General features: G+C 67.5%; 12 protein-coding genes. 4 read left to right on the plus strand and 8 right to left on the minus strand.

The window, feature by feature from the left end; translation table 11 throughout:
* Positions 1–76: 76 nt before the first annotated feature.
* Positions 77–1,282 (plus strand): methionine adenosyltransferase, encoded by a 1,206-nt coding sequence (gene metK / locus BSP_RS16090; RefSeq protein ID WP_054766707.1) that lies wholly within the window; start codon positions 77–79, stop codon positions 1,280–1,282.
* 4 nt (positions 1,283–1,286) lie between these two features.
* Here metK and BSP_RS16095 read toward each other — a convergent pair whose 3' ends face one another.
* The 7 genes from BSP_RS16095 to BSP_RS16125 all read right to left on the minus strand — a co-directional run bounded on the left by BSP_RS16095 (position 1,287) and on the right by BSP_RS16125 (position 11,733).
* Positions 1,287–2,555, minus strand: a complete 1,269-nt coding sequence (locus tag BSP_RS16095) for a pentapeptide repeat-containing protein (RefSeq protein WP_054766708.1) — start codon at positions 2,553–2,555, stop codon at positions 1,287–1,289.
* A gap of 53 nt (positions 2,556–2,608) precedes the next feature.
* Positions 2,609–3,238 carry a bifunctional diaminohydroxyphosphoribosylaminopyrimidine deaminase/5-amino-6-(5-phosphoribosylamino)uracil reductase RibD gene (locus tag BSP_RS16100; protein WP_054766709.1) on the minus strand — a complete coding sequence of 210 codons (630 nt, stop codon included), beginning with the start codon at positions 3,236–3,238 and terminating at the stop codon, positions 2,609–2,611.
* Positions 3,235–3,948, minus strand: coding sequence for a 2,3-diphosphoglycerate-dependent phosphoglycerate mutase (gpmA, locus tag BSP_RS16105; protein ID WP_054766710.1), 714 nt, complete (start codon positions 3,946–3,948; stop codon positions 3,235–3,237). Before gpmA ends, BSP_RS16100 begins: the two co-directional genes overlap by 4 nt.
* Before the next feature lie 206 nt (positions 3,949–4,154).
* Positions 4,155–6,650, minus strand: a complete 2,496-nt coding sequence (locus BSP_RS16110) for a TonB-dependent siderophore receptor (RefSeq protein WP_152950997.1) — start codon at positions 6,648–6,650, stop codon at positions 4,155–4,157.
* 186 nt (positions 6,651–6,836) lie between these two features.
* Complete coding sequence (locus tag BSP_RS16115) at positions 6,837–8,762, minus strand: methyl-accepting chemotaxis protein (RefSeq protein ID WP_152950998.1); 1,926 nt, start codon at positions 8,760–8,762, stop codon at positions 6,837–6,839.
* An 83-nt stretch (positions 8,763–8,845) separates the two neighbouring features.
* Positions 8,846–10,234, minus strand: coding sequence for an OprO/OprP family phosphate-selective porin (locus BSP_RS16120; protein WP_152950999.1), 1,389 nt, complete (start codon positions 10,232–10,234; stop codon positions 8,846–8,848).
* 143 nt (positions 10,235–10,377) lie between these two features.
* Positions 10,378–11,733: a dicarboxylate/amino acid:cation symporter gene (locus BSP_RS16125; protein ID WP_152951000.1), complete on the minus strand. Its 1,356-nt coding sequence runs from the start codon at positions 11,731–11,733 to the stop codon at positions 10,378–10,380.
* A 239-nt stretch (positions 11,734–11,972) separates the two neighbouring features.
* Between BSP_RS16125 and BSP_RS16130 the strand changes: the two genes are divergently transcribed.
* Both BSP_RS16130 and BSP_RS16135 read left to right on the plus strand, forming a co-directional pair.
* A complete protein-coding gene (locus BSP_RS16130; protein ID WP_227975995.1) occupies positions 11,973–13,814 on the plus strand; it encodes an ATP-binding protein in 1,842 nt (613 codons plus the stop codon).
* A complete protein-coding gene (locus BSP_RS16135; RefSeq protein ID WP_054766715.1) occupies positions 13,814–15,151 on the plus strand; it encodes a sigma-54 dependent transcriptional regulator in 1,338 nt (445 codons plus the stop codon). Before BSP_RS16130 ends, BSP_RS16135 begins: the two co-directional genes overlap by 1 nt.
* A gap of 3 nt (positions 15,152–15,154) precedes the next feature.
* Here BSP_RS16135 and BSP_RS16140 read toward each other — a convergent pair whose 3' ends face one another.
* Entirely contained in the window at positions 15,155–17,653 is a 2,499-nt protein-coding gene (locus tag BSP_RS16140) for an ATP-binding protein (protein WP_054766716.1), read from the minus strand.
* A gap of 196 nt (positions 17,654–17,849) precedes the next feature.
* Here BSP_RS16140 and rpsT point away from each other — a divergent pair, with 196 nt between their 5' ends.
* Positions 17,850–18,119, plus strand: a complete 270-nt coding sequence (gene rpsT, locus BSP_RS16145) for a 30S ribosomal protein S20 (RefSeq protein WP_054766717.1) — start codon at positions 17,850–17,852, stop codon at positions 18,117–18,119.
* Positions 18,120–18,575 lie beyond the last annotated feature (456 nt).

Consider the following 18,575-nt stretch of genomic DNA (forward strand, 5'->3'; position numbering starts at 1 on the left):
CAAGAGTCAGGACATCACTTGAACATATAAGCATATGTTTATATGTCTTCACGCCTGACACTGACAGGAGCCTCTCTTGGCCGCTCGTTCCTCCTTCCTCTTCACCTCGGAAAGCGTGTCCGAAGGACACCCGGACAAGGTCGCCGACCGCATCTCGGACACCGTCGTCGACGCCTTCCTGTCCAAGGACCCCGAGGCCCGCGTCGCCTGCGAAACCCTGGTGACGACCCAGCGGATCGTGCTGGCCGGCGAGGTCCGCGCCACCCAGCCGGGCAACACCAAGGAACAGAACGAAGCCTTCACCCAGTCGATCATCGACAGTTTGGAGCCCCTGGTTCGCGCTGCGGTCAAGGACATCGGCTATGAGCAGGACGGCTTCCACTGGGCGACGGCGGACTACGCCTGCCATCTGCACGCCCAGTCGGCCGACATCGCCGTGGGCGTCGATTCAACCAATGAGAAGGATGAGGGCGCAGGCGACCAGGGCATCATGTTCGGCTACGCCTCGAACGAGACGCCGGAGCTGATGCCGGCGACCCTGCAGTACAGCCACAACATCCTCAAGCGCCTGGCCGAGGTGCGCCACGCCGGCGGCTCGCAGCTGGAACCTGACGCCAAGAGCCAGGTCACGATCGAATACGAAAACGGCAAGCCCAAGCGCGCCGCCTCCATCGTCCTGTCGACCCAGCACGCCAAGGGTCTGAGCGCCGCCCAGGTGGCCGAGATCGTCAAACCCTATATCCTCGAGGTGCTGCCGGAAGGCTTCACTGACGATAAGACCGTCTGGCACATCAATCCGACCGGCATTTTCGAGATCGGCGGGCCGGACGGCGACGCCGGACTGACGGGACGCAAGATCATCGTCGACACCTACGGCGGCGCAGCGCCCCACGGCGGCGGCGCCTTCTCGGGCAAGGACCCGACCAAGGTGGACCGCTCGGCCGCCTACGCCTGCCGCTATCTGGCGAAGAACGTCGTGGCGGCGGGTCTGGCCGATCGCTGCACCATCCAGATCTCCTACGCCATTGGGGTCGCGGAGCCCCAGTCGATCCACGTCGATCTACACGGCACGGGCAAGGTGTCCGAGGCCGTGCTGGAAGACAAGCTGCTGGGCCTGATCGGCGGCGCCACGCCGCGCGCCATCCGCCAGCACCTGGGGCTGAACAAGCCGATCTACGCCCGCACGGCCGCCTATGGCCACTTCGGCCGCGCGCCGGACGCCGACGGCGGCTTCAGCTGGGAAAGGACCGATCTGGTCGATCAGTTGAAGGCCCTGGCCTGAGACCTCAGCCGGCCTGATCCTCCAGGGTCAGGCCGCGCACCCCCGCCAGATTGGCGCCCGTCAGATCGATCTGGCGGGTCTGGGCGCCGTGCATGACGGCGCGGCCCAGATCGGCGCTCGTCAGCACCGCCCGGCGCAGATCCGCGCCGGACAGGTCGGCGCCCCGCAGATTGGCGCCGGTCAGGTCCGCCGCCAGCAGCCGGTCGGCCCCGATCAGCAGCGGCCCCAGTTGCGCCCCGCGCAGGTCCGCCCCGCTCATCTTGGCGTTCTTCAGCCGCGCGCCGCGCAGATCGGCGCGGTAGAGTCGCGCCGAGCGCAGGTCGGCGTTCTCCAGATGGGCGCCCTGAAGCTGCACCCCCTCCATGTCCAGGCCGTAGAAGACCGCCCCCTTGGCCGACAGGGCGGTCAGGTTCAGGCCGGTGATCGACTTCAGCGGGCGCAGATCGACACCGTCGAAAACCGAAGGCTGCCCCTCCGTCCCGCCCGTCTCGCACCAGCGGGCGTGTTCGCGCAGCATTTCCGCCGCCGGCATGCGATCGACCGAGGCGCCGGCGGACCGGTCGTCGGTCAGGGTTCCTTCCATATTGGCGCCGTCGGCGCGCCACATCGTCATCTTGCAGCCCACCAGGATGGCGTCGCGCATGTCCGCCCCCGACAGGTCGGCGCCCGACAGGTCGGCCCCGGCCAGGTCCGCGCCGCGGAAATCGGCCTGTTTCAGATTGGCGCGGACCATTTTGCAGTCCTTCATCACCGCGCCCGAGAAGTCGGCCTTGATGGCGATGACGCCCGACATGCGCGAACGCTGCAGATTGGCCCCGGCTAAACAGGCGCCCATCATTTCGCTTTCCTGGCGCTGACGCGGTTCAATGACCTTGAACCCCAGTTTGGCGTCGGCGGCGGCGATGGTGCCTTCGCGCAGATCGGCCTCGAACAGGTCCGCGCCCGACAGGTCGGCCCCGCGCAGACAGGCGCCGCGCAGATCGGCCCGACGCAGGCTGGCGTCCGCCAGGACGACGTCCTGCATGTCCGCGCCGAAGAAGTTGGCGTTGTCCAGCCTGGCGCCGGTCAGGTCGCAGTTTTCCAGACAGGCGGCGGCGAAATCCGCATCGGCCAGATTGCGACCCCTGAGGCTGAGGCCCGAGATGTCCATCCAGGCGAAGACGGCGCGGGCGCCGCCCGGGCGGGCCTGGAACAGGCGGTCGTGCCGGGCGCAGATCACGTCCAGTTCCGCCTGAGTCAGGCGCTTGCGCACGATGGGTTCAGCCGCCTGCATTCGATCAGCCTAGGCCCGGCTGATTTAAGAAAGCCTTTAGCGACAGTCGCTTGTCACTCGGTCAGCAGGCCCTGGTCACGCAGGGCGTCGGCCAACTCCCCCGACGAGGTCCAAAGCCGTGTATAGCCCGCCTCCCCCAGCCGCTTCAGCTCAGTGACCAGGTCGGCCTTGGGCGAGGCGACGAAACGGCCGTCAAAGCCGGCGCCGTCCTTGCTGACCCGCACCAGGGGGCGGCCGGTTTCCAACCGGTGCAGAAACCCCTCGCACAGGGCCGCGCCCTCCTCGCACATAAGGCCCGTTTCGACCGTCAGCCCCTCGGCGCGCAGGCGTTCGGTGCCCCGGCCGGCCGCAAAGGGCGACGGGTCCAGACAGGCGATGACGACGCGCGCCACCCTGGCCTCGGTCAGGAAGTGGGCGCACGATTTGCGGCCGGAAGAACGCGCGCCGCAGGGCTCCAGGGTGACATAGACCGTCGCGCCCTCGACGTCGGGTCCGGCGGCGGGGACCGCCTGCTCCTCGGCGTGGGGACGGCCGCCGGGGGCGGTCGCGGCCTGGGCGATGACCCGCCCGTCCTTGACGATGACGCAGCCGACCGCCGGATTGGGCCAGGTCTCGCCCATACGGCCTGTCGCCAGATCTATGGCCTGGGCCATGAAGCTGCGGTCGGCGTCGCTCCAGCTCATGGCAGGGTCGGCAGGGTTTCGGCGCGATCGGCGTCCAGATAGCGCGCGGCGGTCGGCTTCAAAGCGGCGTCCAGCTCGATCTCCAGCGGATTGCCGGTAGGGATTTCGACCCCGACGATCTGATCGTCCGGCACGGCGAACAGCAGTTTGACGATGGCGCGCAGGGAGTTGCCGTGGGCGGCGATCAGCACGTCCTCGCCCGCCTTCAGCCGCGGCGCGATCTCGGCGTCCCAATAGGGCTCCACCCGGTCCAGGGTGGTCTTCAGACTTTCGGTGTCCGGGATGGCCTTGCCGGCGTAGCGGGGGTCGGCGTTGAAATCGAACTCGCCGCCCGGCGCCAGAGGCGGCGGCGGGACGTCATAGCTGCGTCGCCAGATCTTGACCTGATCCTCGCCGTGCTTCTCGGCCGTCTCGGCCTTGTTCAGCCCGGTCAGGCCGCCGTAGTGACGCTCGTTCAGCCGCCAGTCCTCGATCACCGGCACGTCGGTCAGGCCGGCCGATTGCAGGGCCAGGGCGCCGGTGCGCTTGGCGCGTTTCAGCACCGAGGTGAACATGACGGCGGGTTTGAACCCGGCCTGGGCGATCAGCTCGCCGCCCCGACGGGCCTGGGCCTCGCCTTCCGCCGTCAGATCGACGTCCACCCAGCCCGTAAAGCGGTTCTCGAGGTTCCACTGGCTCTGGCCATGGCGGAGCAGGATCAGGCGCGGCATTCGACGGTCCTTTGCAAACAGTCTGTCCGGGTAAGCCGCCGTCATGAGCCGGTCAAGGTTTTGACGCAGGTGCGAAACCGACCGCCTTGTCCGCCGATCGTCGGATGGATAGGGTTCGCCTATGTCCGATCGTCTGTTCTTCCCCTTGGCCGGCGCCGTCATCGTGATCCTGACGGCCCTGGCCTTGGTCTGGCCTTAAGCCGCCGTCAGAACAGGATCTTGCGCAGATTGATGCGGAAGACCCGACCCTGGGGGTCCAGATAGTCGCGCTGATAGTTGACCGGGGTCGAGCCGTCGCTGCTGGTCACCGAGACGCGGTCGTCGAACAGGTTCTGAACCCCCAGCCCGATCCGCGCGCCCTTCAGGAAGGGGAAACGCTCCACCAGTCCAGTGCGCTGGGACAGGTCGGCGAAGGCGAACAGATTGACCGTCGTGCGGTCCGAAAAGTCCAGATCGACGGTGTTCGGACCGTCGCCGTTCACCGTCGTGCCCGAGCGCCAGTTGGCGTTGAGGAAGGCGCCGTAGCCGTTCTTGAACACTCCGGTCTGAAGCTGGACCTCATGGCGCGACTGGCCGCCCGAGCCGGAGACGGAGTCGCCGTCCAACAGGTCCAGGGGCGCCAGGCCGTCGCGGATCACCACCTCGTCCTGCACCCGCCAGGTGTGGGTCAGCGACAGGTTGAACATCCCCTGGCCCGGCTGCATGCCCGGCCCGCGCGAGCCGCGCAGGCGGCCGCCGCCCGGACCGCCGGGCCCGCCGGGTCCGCCGCCCATCCGGATCGCGCCTCCGCCTGGGCCGCCCCCAGGCCCCCGCTGGCCTGCAAGCGCGGGATTGGCCTTGCCGAAGGGCCGCGAGAAGTTGAAGCCCCACTGGACGTCCTGCTGATCCCGCTTGGCGAAGTTCAGCGGCCGGGCGTCGATCGAGACCAGATCGCCGTCGGCGTTCCGGACGAACCGCTCCGGCAGGGCTGCCTCCAGGTCCGGGGTGATGGCGGGGAAGCCGGCGATCTCATTGTCGATCTCGGTGCGGGTATAGGCCAGGTTCAGCCGCAGATCGGTCGATGACAGGGGCTGCCAGTTCACGCCCAGCTTCAGGATGCGCCGATCCTCGGCCTTCAGATTGGGATCGCCGCCGCTGATCTGGGTGATTTCGACGGTCTGGTTGGTCGCATAGTCGAAGACAGGGGTGTTGGGCGTGGCGATCGTGGGATCGTTCAGCTGCTGCACCGTGGGAGCCTTGCCCTCGTCCGAATAGTTGGCCGACAGGGACAGCCGCTCGACCGGCGACCAGTTCAGGCCGCCGCCGATGCTGGAGACCCCGCCGAAGTCCGACAGCTCCTGATAGGCCAGGTTCATATTGGCCGACAGATCGCCGATGCCCGCCAGGACGCCGCGATCCACGCTGGCGATCGGCAGGTCGAAGTTCGCCTGGACGCTGCCCAGGTCGCGCGACTGGGAGCGGTCTGTCGCCAGGCCGGAGCGGACGCTTTCGGAGTCCAGCGCCTGATGCTCTCCGCCGAACTTGAAGGTGGTGGTGATCCCGCCGGCAGGCAGCTCCCAGGCCGTGCCGTTCAGCACCACCTCCCCCTCCAGCGATTGGGAGATCGACTGGGCGGTGTCGCGGCGCACCGGCCCGACCGCGCCGGTGAGATCGCCATAGGGGTTCACCGTCGTGTCGCCGGCGGCGATCCGGGCCAGGAGGTCGTCGTCCTCGACCCCTCGGCCGGTGACGGTGTCGGTCCGGGTGCGGCTGTATTCACCGGTCGCGGTCCAGCGCCAGTCGCCCAGATAGCCGTCGAACACGGCGCCCAGTTCGGCGCTGCGCGTATTGGTCTGGCGGGTCAGGGCCTGGGGCAGGTCCAGATAGCGATAAAGGGTCGTCGCATCGCCCCCCGGCGACCAGGGATTGCCGTCCGGCAGGGTCAGGCTGACGCCCGGCAGGCCCAGATAGCTGCGGCTGGCGCTGTCCGTCAGACTGCCGCTCAGGGTCATGCCGACCTTGTCGTTCAGATCGTGCTTGTAGGTTCCCGCCACCGAGGCCTCGGCCGAACGCGGCAGCAGGGTGCGATAGGCGTTCAGATCCCTGTCGGCGACGGAGTCTTGCCGCGTCGTCCCCGACCGGTCGATGTCGCGCTCGTCCTCATACAGGGGGTTGCTGGTCGAACCGTTGATGTCCATCGACCAGCGGTCGGCGCCGGCGATCTTCAGCAGATTGTTTTCGCTGGCCGTGGTGGTGCGGCCGCCCTGCTCGGGCCGACTGACGTTGACCGAGGCGGTCAGGGAGCGGAAATCGGCCTTCAGCACGATGTTCACGACCCGCTGATTGGCGCTGTAGCCATAGGAGAGCGCCGTCTCCTCAGGCAGGACCTCGAACCGCTCTATGGCCTCGGGCGGAATGCCGCGGATTTCGCGAAAGCCCGAGATGCGCCGGCCATTGACCAGAAAGACGGGCGAGCCGCCCCGCGCGCTGCGGGTCTGGGCCTCCAGCAGGGTGACCAGTTCGCCGATGTTGGTGGCGCCGAAGGCCTGAATCTGGGTCGCGTCATAGGAGACGATCGGCTCCTGCCCGCCCAGGGCCACGCCGCGCTTGGTCGCCGTCACCTCGACATCGGGCAGGACCACCGCAGGGGCCTCCGGCTGGGTCTGCTGAACGTCAGCGGCGGCGGGCGTCAGGGCAAGCAGAAGAAGCGCGGCGGAGGTCATGAAACATCGGTCCGTGACGAGGAGGTCGGCACTCTTGGGACGCGAAAATCATGGCCGGAAAGCGGCGAATATCATGACGCTTTTGAAAGCGTGTCAAAGACTCAACACCCTTGATTTTCCTGCGACGGACAAGGGTCTCAGCCGCGTTGAAGGGTGTTTGGGCGACGTCGCCGCCGCCCGCTGGAGTTAGAACTCTTCCCAACCGTCGGATGCAGCGTCGGTAGAAATCACGCCGCCGTTGGCGACCTTGAGCGTCTTCTGCGGGGCCGTGCGGGGCCTAGCCGTCGCGACGGGCGCTGAGGCGGGTTTGGCCCCCGGCGTCTTGCCCGCCGCCGACACCTGGAAGAAGGCGACCTGGGCCGACAGTTCGGCGGTCTCCTGGCGCAGGGCGGCGCTGGCGGCCGTGGCCTGTTCGACCATGGCGGCGTTTTGCTGAGTGACCTGATCCATCTGATTCACGGCCACATTGATTTCTTGCAGGCCCGTCGCCTGCTCCTTGGCCGAGGCGGCGATCTCGACCACCAGGGCGCTGATGTCGTTGACCTGGGCGGCGATGGCCTGGAGGGCCGAGCCGGCCTCGCTGACCAGGCGCACGCCGTTCTCGACCTCGGCGCCGGAGCTGTTGATCAGGGTCTTGATCTCCTTGGCGGCCTCGGCCGAACGCTGAGCCAGGGCCCGGACTTCCGAGGCGACGACCGCAAAGCCGCGACCGCTCTCGCCCGCCCGCGCCGCCTCGACCCCGGCGTTCAGAGCCAGAAGATTGGTCTGGAAGGCGATCTCGTCGATGACGCCGACGATCTGGCTGATCTGACGCGAGCCGTCTTCGATCTTCTGCATGGCTTCGACAGCGTTCATCACGACGGCGCCTGAGGCTTCCGCGCTCTGGCGGGCGCCGCTCGTGACGACGGCGGCCTGGCTGGCGCCGTCGGCCGTCTTGCGGACCGTGACGGTGATCTCGTCCAGGGCGGCGGCGGTCTCCTCCAGGCTGGCGGCCTGTTGTTCGGTGCGACGCGACAGGTCGTCAGAGGCCTGGCTGATTTCACCTGCGCCGCTGTCGATGCCGTGGACCGAGCCCAGAACGCCGGTGACCGTCTCTTCCAGACGGGCGATCGAGCGGTTGAAGTCCGTTTTCAGAACCTCGCTGCGCGGCGGGAAGGGCGCATTGATGCGGTAAACGAGGTCGCCTTCGGCAAGGGCGTGCAACCCCTTGCCCAGGTTTTCGATGACGACGGCGTTTTCAGCCGCCTCCTGGGCGGCGGCGGCCTCGCGGCGGCGGCGCTCGGCCTCGGAGTCATTGCGCAGGGTGTCGGCTTCCTGTTCCAGCGTCTTGGCGCGCAGGCCGTTATCGCGAAACACCTGCATGGCCTGGGCCATGGCGCCGACCTCGTCCTTGCGGTCCGTGTCGGGAATGGCGACGTCCAGCTTGCCTTGGGCCATGATCGACATGGCGCCCGTCATGCGCCGCACCGGCGCGACCATCAGGATTGACAACTGGACGCCCAGGAAGACGGCGGCGACGATCAGGATCAGGCCGCCGACGGCCAGGGCGATGAAGGAGGCGGTGATGGCGGACGACTGCTGGGCGTCGCGCAGATTCATCCGCTCGATCTCCATGTCACGCAGATCGCTGATGGCTTTGGTGATGTGGGTCACCCGGACGCGATCGCCGGAATCCACCAGGACCCGCCGCGCCGCATCGATGCGCGCGGGATCAAGCGCAGCCTCGGTCAGGGGCGTGCCGAACTCGGTCCGCCAGGCGGCGGCGTCGGCGCGAGCCTTCTGCACCAGGGCGGCTTCTTCGGGCGTCAGATCGGCGGCGGCCAGGGCGGCGCTCGACTCTTCGAACTGCTCCCACCCCTTTCGATAAACCCCCAGATAGTCTTCGTTGCCCGTCAGCAGCACGCCCCGCATCTGCGAGTTGAGGCGGATGACGCCCTTTTCCGCGACATGGGTATGTTCGATGATCGCCTTGCTTTCGGCGTTCAGCCGCGCAGCAGTCCGCATCTCCGACAGCTGAAAGAAGACCGCACCGATCATGGCGGCGGCGACCGTCAGCAGAAGGGCGAAGGCGATCGCCAGTTTCCGCTGCATCGGAATATTCTTCAGGTTCATCGGACTGTCCCGGAGAGCTGGTGGGGCGGGGAAAGCCCGGAGCGGCGGGCCGCTCCGGGCTATGTTGTCTAGCTGAGCAAACCTTAAAAAGCCGTCTGGACGCGGACCGTGGCGGTATTGCCGCTGTCGTCGCCCAGGAAGGTTCCGGTGCGGTTGTCGACCGACCAGGCGCTCCAGTGGGCCGAGACGCGCGTATTGTTGGTCGGGTACCAGTTGACGCCCAACAGCCAGCTGTCGCCCTCGCCGCCCGTGGCGATGTCGCTGTAGTCGGCCTGATCGTACCGCCCCACGATTTCGACGGCGCCGTAGCCGTCGGCGCCGAGCGGATTCAGCACCTTGGGACGCGCCCAGGTGCCCGTCTTGGCCGACAGCGGCGGCTTTTCACCGGTCAGGAAGAAGCCGGCCGAGACGCTGTAGGCGTCCTGATCATAGTCGCGCGCCGCCGTTTCCAGCACCCGCCGACCGCCCTCGGCCATCAGCCAGCCCGAACCCTGGACCCCGCCCAGTTCGAGACCCAGACCCTTGCTGCCCTTGGGATCGGCGTAGACGCCGCCTTGGAGCCGCAGATTGTCGTTGCCGCGGGACGAGACGACCAGGCTGCGCGACGCCACCGAGGCGTTCGGCGTCAGGTCTTCGACGAAGCCCCAGCCGCCGAGGTGCAGATGGCCGGCGTCCGTCTTGAACGGCGCCCAGTGGGTGCGGGCCATGACAGTGACCGAGTCATTGGTCGCGCCGCTGCTGATCGCATCGCCCGTCACGGACAGGGAGGCGTGCCAGACGCTGCCGGTCAGCTTGGACGAGACGCCGACCCCGTAGGCGCCCCGTTCCGGGCCGATGGTGGAGACCATCAGGCTGCGCTCCAGGAAGGGAACCATGTCCTCGGGCGTGCCGCCTTCGACGCCGCGGTCGTTCAGGCGCTGGCCCATGGAAATTTCGAGATCCCGGCCGCCCCATTTGGTGCTGTAGGCCATGAAGGCGTTGGCGACGCTGACGGCGTTGTCGGCGATGTCGCCTTCGATCCAGTAGCTGAAGCCGCCGGCGATCTTGCCCTGGGCGCCCAGACGCAGCCCGCGCAGTTCGGTGGTGGTCAGGTTGCGGCTGTCGTAGTCCGAGCCGAAGGTGTTGGACAGGTCGGCGGTGACGCGGATGCGCGGCTTGAAGGTGAAGGCGCCGTCGGGGCTGCGCATCTCGGGCAGGCCGCTGGACCAGTCGGTGGTGGAGACCGGCGCCGGGGCGGCGGCGGTCTGGATCACAGGACGTGCGGCGGCCGGGGCGGGGGCGCCGACGGCCGCAGGAGCCGCAGGAGCCTGCTGGGCGGCGGCCTGAGCTTCCAACTGTTCGAGACGGGCCGAGAGCGCCTGGACCTGGGCGCGCAGGGCGGAGATTTCGTCCGTCGAAGGCGACTGGGCGAAGGCGGAGGTGGCGAGCGCGGCGAGGCCGACGCCCGCCGCGAGGGTGCGGAGGCGTTTCATGAGAACCCCTGTAAACTTAGTGTGTTAAGGAACGGCTGAACCGCGATACGCAGAACTGCGTAAACCGTGGCGGTTTTTTCAGCGGGTGCTGGGCGCCGTCGTTGCGGGGGCGGAAAAGCCGGCAGCGACGGCGCCCAAGGCCGTCAGTCGGCGGTGACCAGATCCTTGTCGCCGGGGCCTGCGGCGGGATCGGGTTGGGCGGCGATCGGCTGGGCCGGGCCGTTCAAGGCCGCCGCCAGCGCATTCCGGTCCAGTTCGCCCTCCCACCGAGCGACGACGATGGTGGCCACCGCATTGCCGATGAAGTTGGTCAGGGCGCGGCATTCGCTCATGAAGCGGTCGATGCCCAGGATCAGGGCCATGCCCGCCACCGGGACGGTCGGAACCACCGACAGGGTCGCCGCCAGGGTGATGAAGCCGGCGCCGGTGATGCCGGCTGCGCCCTTGGACGACAGCATGGCCACCGCCAGCAGCAGGATCTGCTGTTCCAGCGACAGTTGGATGTTCAGGGCCTGGGCGATGAACAGGGCCGCCATCGTCATATAGATGTTGGTGCCGTCCAGATTGAACGAATAGCCGGTCGGCACGACCAGTCCGACCACCGACTTGGAGGCGCCGGCCCGCTCCATCTTGTTCAGCAGCGACGGCAGGGCGGCTTCCGACGAGGAGGTGCCCAGGACCAGCAGCAGTTCTTCCTTCAGATAGCGGATCAGCTTCAGAATGTTGAAACCGTTCGCCCAGGCGACCAGGCCCAGGACGCCGACCACGAAGATGACGGCGGTGATGTAGAAGGTGGCGACCAGCGCGGCCAGATTGGCGATCGAACCGATGCCGTACTTGCCGATGGTGAAGGCGAAGGCCCCGAAGGCGCCGATCGGCGCGGCCTTCATCAGGATGGCCACCAGTTTGAAGAAGGCGTGGCTGACCGATTCCAGGAAGTTCAGAACCGGCTTGCCGACATCGCCCACCATGGCCAGGGCCAGGCCGAACAGGACCGAGACGAACAGGACCTGCAGGATGTTGCCCTCGGAAAAGGCGCTGGCGAAGGTGTCGGGGATGATCCCCATCAGGAAGCCGGTGACGGTCGTCTCATGCGCCTGTTCGGAATATTTGGCGACGGCCCCGGCGTCCAAGCTGGCGGGATCGATGTTCAGGCCGTGGCCCGGCTGGACGACGTTGGCGATGGTCAGGCCGACGATCAGGGCCAGGGTCGAGAAGGTCAGGAAGTAGGCGAAGGCCTTGGCCGCCACGCGCCCCACCCGGCCGATGTCGCTCATGCCCGCAATGCCGGTGACGATCGTCAGGAAGATGACCGGGGCGATGATCATCTTCACCAGTTTGATGAAGGCGTCGCCCAGCGGCTTGAGGCTCTCCCCGAAGCTGGGCCAGAAATGGCCGATAAGGGCCCCCGCGACGATGGCGGTCAGAACCTGAAAATAGAGATGCCGATAGAAGGGCCGAGGCGCGGTCGGCTGGGCGGCGGAAGGGAGCGCGATCACGGATGTCTCCTGTGGTGGCGGGACGGGCCCGCGGTTTCCTCGACGGCCCTCGCTGCTGTCGTCGAGGCGCCGAGACGACTGTCCCGCACGCTGGAACCAGGTCCAAACGCGATCGACGTTTGATATAGAGATCTGTAAAAACACGTTATTTTCGGAAAGCGCCTCTCGCAGGGCCATTTGCCGTGCGGCGTGTCGCACGCCGGACTCGCGCTATTGTGCGAAATATCGCACAATAGCGAATGAGCCTCTCTGCGGTCCGAGAATTTATCGAAAGATCGTCGAGTTTCATTTGGCGGCCATGGACCCTGCTCAGCCTGGGCTGGCTGACGGCGGGCCTTGTCTTCGCGGGCCTGGCGGGGGAGGCGGCGCGGCGCGACGCGACCCAGGAGTTGGCGCGCCAGGCGACGACAGGCGCCGCCCTCCATGCGGCCGTTCTACGCAGCGAGCTGGAGAAACAGCGCGCCATCCCCGTCGTCCTGGCCGAAGACCCGGATGTGGCGGCGTTGCTCGCCCGGCCCGCCGACCAGGCGGCCAAGGCGGTCGATCGCAAGCTGGAGCGACTGGCGGGTCAGACCCGCGCCGCCGTCATCTATGTTTTGGACGCGCAGGGGCTGACGCTGGCGTCCAGCAACTGGCGCGCCCCCACGAGTTTCGTCGGCGTCCGTTATGATTTTCGGCCCTATTTCATCAACGCCATGCGCGACGGTCAGGGCGAGTTCTACGCCCTGGGCACACGCAGCGGCCGCCCCGGCCTTTATCTGTCGCGCCGGCTGGACGCCGCCGACGGCCGCCCCCTGGGCGTGGTGGTGCTGAAGGTGGAGTTCGACGCCCTGGAGGCGCAATGGCGGAGCTCGGGCGAGCCGGCCTGGGTCGCCGACCCTGGCGGCGTGGTCCTGGTCGCCAGCGTGCCGGAATGGCGCTTTCGCGCCACCGGTCCGATGGACGAAGCACGGCGAAGGCTCAGCCTGACCGATCTGACCCTGCGTCCCGGCGCCCTGGCCCCCCTGCCCTTCCAGACGCCCTCCGGCGATCGGCCCCGGCTGGTGCGCGCCGCCGTCGGCGAGGCGCGGCCCCAGACCTGGATGCATGCCCAGACGGACACGGCCACGCCGGGGTGGACCCTGCATCTTCTGACGCCCGAGCGTGGCGCCGTCGGAACCGCCGTGGCGACCGCGCGCGGCCTGGCGGTTCTTACCGTCAGCCTGCTGGCCCTCATCGTGGGGGTGCTGCTGCGCCGTCGCCGGCTGGCTGTCCTTCGCGCCCGCGCCGAAGAGGAGGGCCGGCTGGAGCTGGAACGTCGCATCCGCGAACGGACCCACGAACTGCACGAAGCCAATCAGGCGCTCAACCGCCAGATCGAAGAGCGTCGCCGGGCCGAGGCCGCACGGGAGCTGTTGCGGGATGAACTGGTGCAGGCCAGCAAGCTGGCGGCCCTGGGCCAGATCGTGGCCGGGGTGGCCCACGAGATCAACCAGCCCGTAGCCGCCATATGGACCTACGCCGACACGGCCGTGACCCTGCTGGAACGGCGCGAGACCGACAAGGTCCTGGACGCCCTGCGGCGGATCGGCGACCTGACCCGCCGGATCGGCGCCATCACTCAGGACCTGCGCCTGTTCTCGCGCAAGGCCGCCCCGACCATCGATGAAATCCGGCTTGAAGACGCCATCCAGGGCGGACTGCAGCTGACCCGCGGCCGATTGGAGGAAGGCGGGATTCGGCTGGAGCGGATCGGATCGGGCGAGATCAAGGTCCACGCTGACCAGTTCCGGCTGGAACAGGTGATCGTCAATCTGATCAAGAACGCCGCCGAGGCCATGGAAGGGCAGGCGGACGCCCGGTTGGTCCTGACGGTCGAGCGCCGGGGCGAACGGGTGCGCCTGATCATCGCCGACAACGGCCCCGGGCTGGCGCCCGAAGTGGCCCGACAGCTGTTCACCCCCTTTGTCACCACCCGCTCCAACGGACTGGGGCTGGGCCTCGTCATCTGCCGTGACATCATCGCCAGCTTCGGCGGCGAGCTGGACCTGGCGCCCAGCGACAGGGGCGCGACCTTCGTCGCCGCCCTGAGGCCCGCCTGATGCAGAGCGCCGCCTCCCGCGCCGTCATGCTGATTGAAGACGACGGCGATTTCCGCCAGGCCCTGGTCGAGCGCATGACGCTGGAGGGCTATGAGGTGCGCGCCTTCGCCGCCGCCGAGCCGGCCCTGAAGGCCGTCGCCGCCGATTTCGACGGGGCGGTCGTGACCGATCTGCGCATGCCGGGCCTGGACGGCCGCCAGTTGCTGGCGCGGATTCAGGCCCTGGACCCTGCGCTTCCCGTGATAATGATCACCGGCCACGGCGACATCGCCGATGCGGTCGCCGCTATGCAGAGCGGGGCCTATGACTTCGTCGCCAAGCCCTTTCCGTTCGAACGCCTGCGCGACAGCCTGAACCGGGCGCTGGAGAAGCGCAGCCTGGTGCTGGACAATCGGCGGCTGACCGCCCTGGCGGCCGCCGATGGGGGCCATGAGCTGCCCCTCGCCGGCGCCTCTCCCGCCATCACGGCGCTGCGCGCCACCATCGCCCAGATCGCCGATGCGAAGATGGACGTGCTGATCGAGGGCGAGACCGGCGTCGGCAAGGAGGCCGTGGCGCGCGCCCTGCACAATGGCGGACGCCGCCGCGTCGGCCCCTTCGTCGCCGTCAACTGCGGCGCCCTGCCCGACGGGCTGATCGAGAGCGAGCTGTTCGGCCATGAGCTGGGCGCCTTCGCCGGCGCCATGCGGCGGCGCGTGGGCCATGTGGAGCGGGCCCACAACGGCTCGCTGTTCCTCGACGAGGTCGAGAGCATGCCGCTGGCGGTCCAGGTCAAGATGCTGCGGGTGCTGGAAGAACGCGAGATTCACCCGATCGGCGCCAATGAGCCCCGAGTGCTGGACCTGCGCATCCTGGCCTCGGCCAAGATCGACCTGGGCGAGGCGGCGCGGCGCGGCGTCTTCCGCGAGGACCTCTTCTATCGGCTGAACGTGGTGCGGCTGCGCGTGCCGCCGCTGCGCGAACGGCGCGAGGACATTCCGCTTCTGTTCGCCCATTTCCTGCGCCGAGCGGCCGACCGCCAGGGGCTGGATGCGCCGGAGGTCGACGACGGGGTGCGCCGTCGTCTGCTGGAGGAGGCCTGGCCCGGCAATATCCGCGAACTGGCCCATTTCGCCGAAAGGGTGGTTCTGGGCCTGGAGGACGGTCGCGCCGAGGCGACGTCGGATCTCAGCCTGCCCGACCGTCTGCACCGGTTCGAGGGCGAACTGCTGCGCGACGCCCTGGAGACCCACCGGGGCGACATCGTCGCCGTGCTGGAAGAGATGCGGATTCCGCGCAAGACCCTCTATGACAAGCTGCAGCGGCACGGCCTGAAGCCCGCCGACTTTCGCCGCTGACCGTCAGGCGGCGGCCGGCGCATGCGACCGTTCGGCCGAACCCATGACCGCCGAGAGACCGTCGATAAGGCCGGCGAAGGTGATCGGCTTGGACAGATGGCCGTCGGCTCCCGCCGCCCGCCCCGCCTCCACATGTTCCGGCATGGCGTTGGCCGTCAGCATGATGATGGGGGTGCGTTTTCGGTTGTCCTGGCGTTCCAGGGCGCGGATGGCGGCGGTGGCGGTCAGGCCGTCCATCACCGGCATCTGCATGTCCATCAACACCAGGTCGAAGGGCTCGCGCCGGACGGCCTCCAGCGCCTGACGCCCGTCCTCGACCACGACCAGTTCGGCCGGCGTCTCGGCCAGCATGATCTCGATGACCTTGCGGTTCGCCGGATGGTCGTCAGCCAGCAGAACGCGCGCGGGGAAGGGGAAGTCGTCGCTCCTCGCCGTCTCCGCAGGCGCTGACGCCGACGCCTTGACGCGCGCCAGGGGCAGTTCGAACCAGAACTCGGCCCCCTCGCCCGGACGGCTGCGGCACTCCAGCCCCCCGCCCATCAACTCGACCAGATCGCGCGAGATGGACAGACCCAGGCCGGTGCCGCCAAACCGGCGGGTGATCGAGCCGTCCGCCTGCTGAAACCGGCCGAAGATACGGGCTTTCTGCTCCTCGTCGAAACCGCAACCGGTGTCCTTGACGGTGAAGCGCATCCGCTCGGCGTCGACCGCAGACGCCGTCACCGTGACCGAACCCGTCTCCGTGAACTTCAAGGCGTTTGAGATCAGGTTCGAAAGGACCTGACGCAGACGCACCAGATCGCCCTCGACCGGCCCTTCGGCCGCCGGTCCGACCTCAAGGCGCAGGGCGACGCCCTTCTGGTCTGCGGAGGGTCGATAAAGGGCGGCAACGCCGCGCACCGCCTCGCCCAGGTCGAAGACCGAACGCTCCAAGGCGATCTGTCCGGCCTCGATCTTGGCCGAGTCGAGGATGTCGGACAGCAGCCGCTCCAGCGTCACGCCCGAGCTTCGGATCACCTCGACCATCTCGCGCTCGCGCGGCGCCAGCCGGGCGCGGGTCAGGGCGTCGGCCATCGCCACCACGCCGTTCAAGGGGGTTCGGATCTCATGGCTCATATTGGCCAGGAACTCGGACTTGGCGCGACTGGCCTCTTCGGCGCGACGACGCGCGACCTTCAGATCCTTGGCCTGGCTGGCCATCCACAGCACGGCGGCGAGGGCGGAGAGGACGAAGATGACGGAGATGGCCAGCAACACGCCCTGCAAATGGGTGTTTGATCGCGCCGTCTCCAGCTGGGCGCGGCGCTCGGTCAGCTGTTGCTGCATGTCGCCCGTGACCTGACGAATGCCGTCGCTGAAACGACGGGCGTCGGCGACCCGATCTTCCTGCATGTGGCGGCGAAGCTTGACGAAGGCTTCCGAGGCCCGCCCTTCGGCGAACAGGATTTCAGCCTCCACATGGTCGATCTCGGACGCGGCCTCTCGCTGTGATTCTTCAGCTGCGCGACGACGGATTTGGACAAGGTCACGGCGCGCCGCCTCGATCTGGCCGGTCTGGGCCCGCGCGACGGCCCGCGACGGCAAGAGTTGCGAGGCGAGGAAGGACGCCTGCCCGAGATTTTCACCCAACGGCGCCAGACACTGAAGCACCCCGCCAGGATCATTCGCCGCTTCGAACGTCTGAGCGCACAGGGCCGCGTCGTAGACCGCCAAGTTGGGCAGACCGGACCGAACCGTCAGACGGTGGTGAATCTCGTAAAGGCTTTTCGCCCGATCAATGTCGCCCAACTGCGCCGACAGATAGGCCAGATTGTAGATGGCGTCGAAATCCGGACGAGGATAGTCGGGATTGGCGAGGTCGATCTCAAAATGGCCGAAGGCGGCGGTGGCCCCGTCGATGTCGTTCAACTGCATCAGGCCGATTCCGGTCATTTCCCACAGGCTGGCCCGCGCCGCCCGGGCATAGGGCGCCTCGTCTGGGATCAGGGCGTCGGCGTCCGCCAGCGCCTTCAACCCCTGGCCGATCTCATCCTGATCCATCAGCGCCACGGCCCACAGCCGGATCGCATGGGTCCGGGCGAACCAGTCCGGCTCCATGGCGGCGTGTTCGCGCATCTCTGCGGCGGCGGCGCGGTCGCCCCCGTCATAGCGAAGCGCCAGCCGGTTCAGATCGGCGATGCGGACATAGCGCTCGTCCCTCTGGTGGCGCGCGGCCGCAGCCAGGCGGTCGTTCCACAGCTGCGCCGTCTTGAACTCGCCCTGGTTCATGAAGGTCCAGACGACATGGTAGAGCCGTTGCAGGCCTTCACGATCATTGCGGCTCAGGGCGTCCTGACCGAAACGCTCCAGATCCTGAAAGCTGGCGGCGGCGGCGCGCCGTTCGACCGCCTGGGCCAATTCCAGCGGCGACCGCCCTCTCGTCTGGCTGGCGCCGGCGTCACCGGCCCCTAAAAGACTGGCGAGGACGAGCAGGAGGACGGCGATAGGCGTTGATCTGGGCATGCGGTTTCCGATTTGATCGGAAAATGGCCTGCATTTGGTTGAACAAGCTTTAGCGCCCCAGTGGGCGTTTATCCTTAAGCCCGTAAAATCAGACTCTGCGTTGACCGCCTACGGCCTTTCGGCTATAGGCCCGCCCTCTTGAGATTTCCGCGCCGTGGACGTGTGCTCCGCGGCGTTTTCCGTTCGAAGGTTTGACATGGCCAACAACCCCGGCGCCCGCAAGGCGATCCGCAAGATCGAAGCGCGGACCGAAGTGAACAAGGCGCGCCGTTCGCGCGTCCGCACCTATCTGCGCAAGTTCCAGGAAGCCCTGGCCGGCGGCGACGCTGCGGTGGCCAAGGCCGCCTTCATCGAGGCCCAGTCCGAACTGATGCGCGCCGTCTCCAAGGGCGTCGTTCACAAGAACACCGGGTCGCGCAAGGTGTCGCGTCTGGCCGCCCAGCTGAAGAAGCTTTCGGCCGCCTGACCCGTTAAGGGTTTTCCAGCATACGGAAGGGCTGTCGTCGTTCCGTTATGCCATTTGTTCGCGTTTTCAACGGCGAAGGAGCAGATGCTCCTTCGCCGTTTTGCGTTCCCCGGTTAACTCTCTTTACGCACGAATACGGAGTCCGGCGTGTCGGTCGGACGAATTTCCCAAGCAGGATTAGCGTTTGACGGAGTCAAACAATTTAACTGCGAATCAACCAACGAATCAGCGTTGACCCGACCGGCGCGCCGCGTAAGTTTTGGGCTCTAACGCACTTCCATCCCAACACGGATGAAGACGGCGCGGGACGATAGTTTCGCGTTGGCGGGAGATGTCTGTCCAGGAGTTCGGCCCCGCCCGAAAAGCATCGCTTTTCGGGGCTGGAGAAGTCGTCCCTGAACCATCGCCCTGAAGTGCAGACGATCGGATTGGCTTTTTGGATTGGGTGGCGGAGCG

The sequence above is a fragment of the Brevundimonas sp. Bb-A genome, from assembly GCF_009394735.1.
GTDB lineage: Bacteria > Pseudomonadota > Alphaproteobacteria > Caulobacterales > Caulobacteraceae > Brevundimonas > Brevundimonas aurantiaca.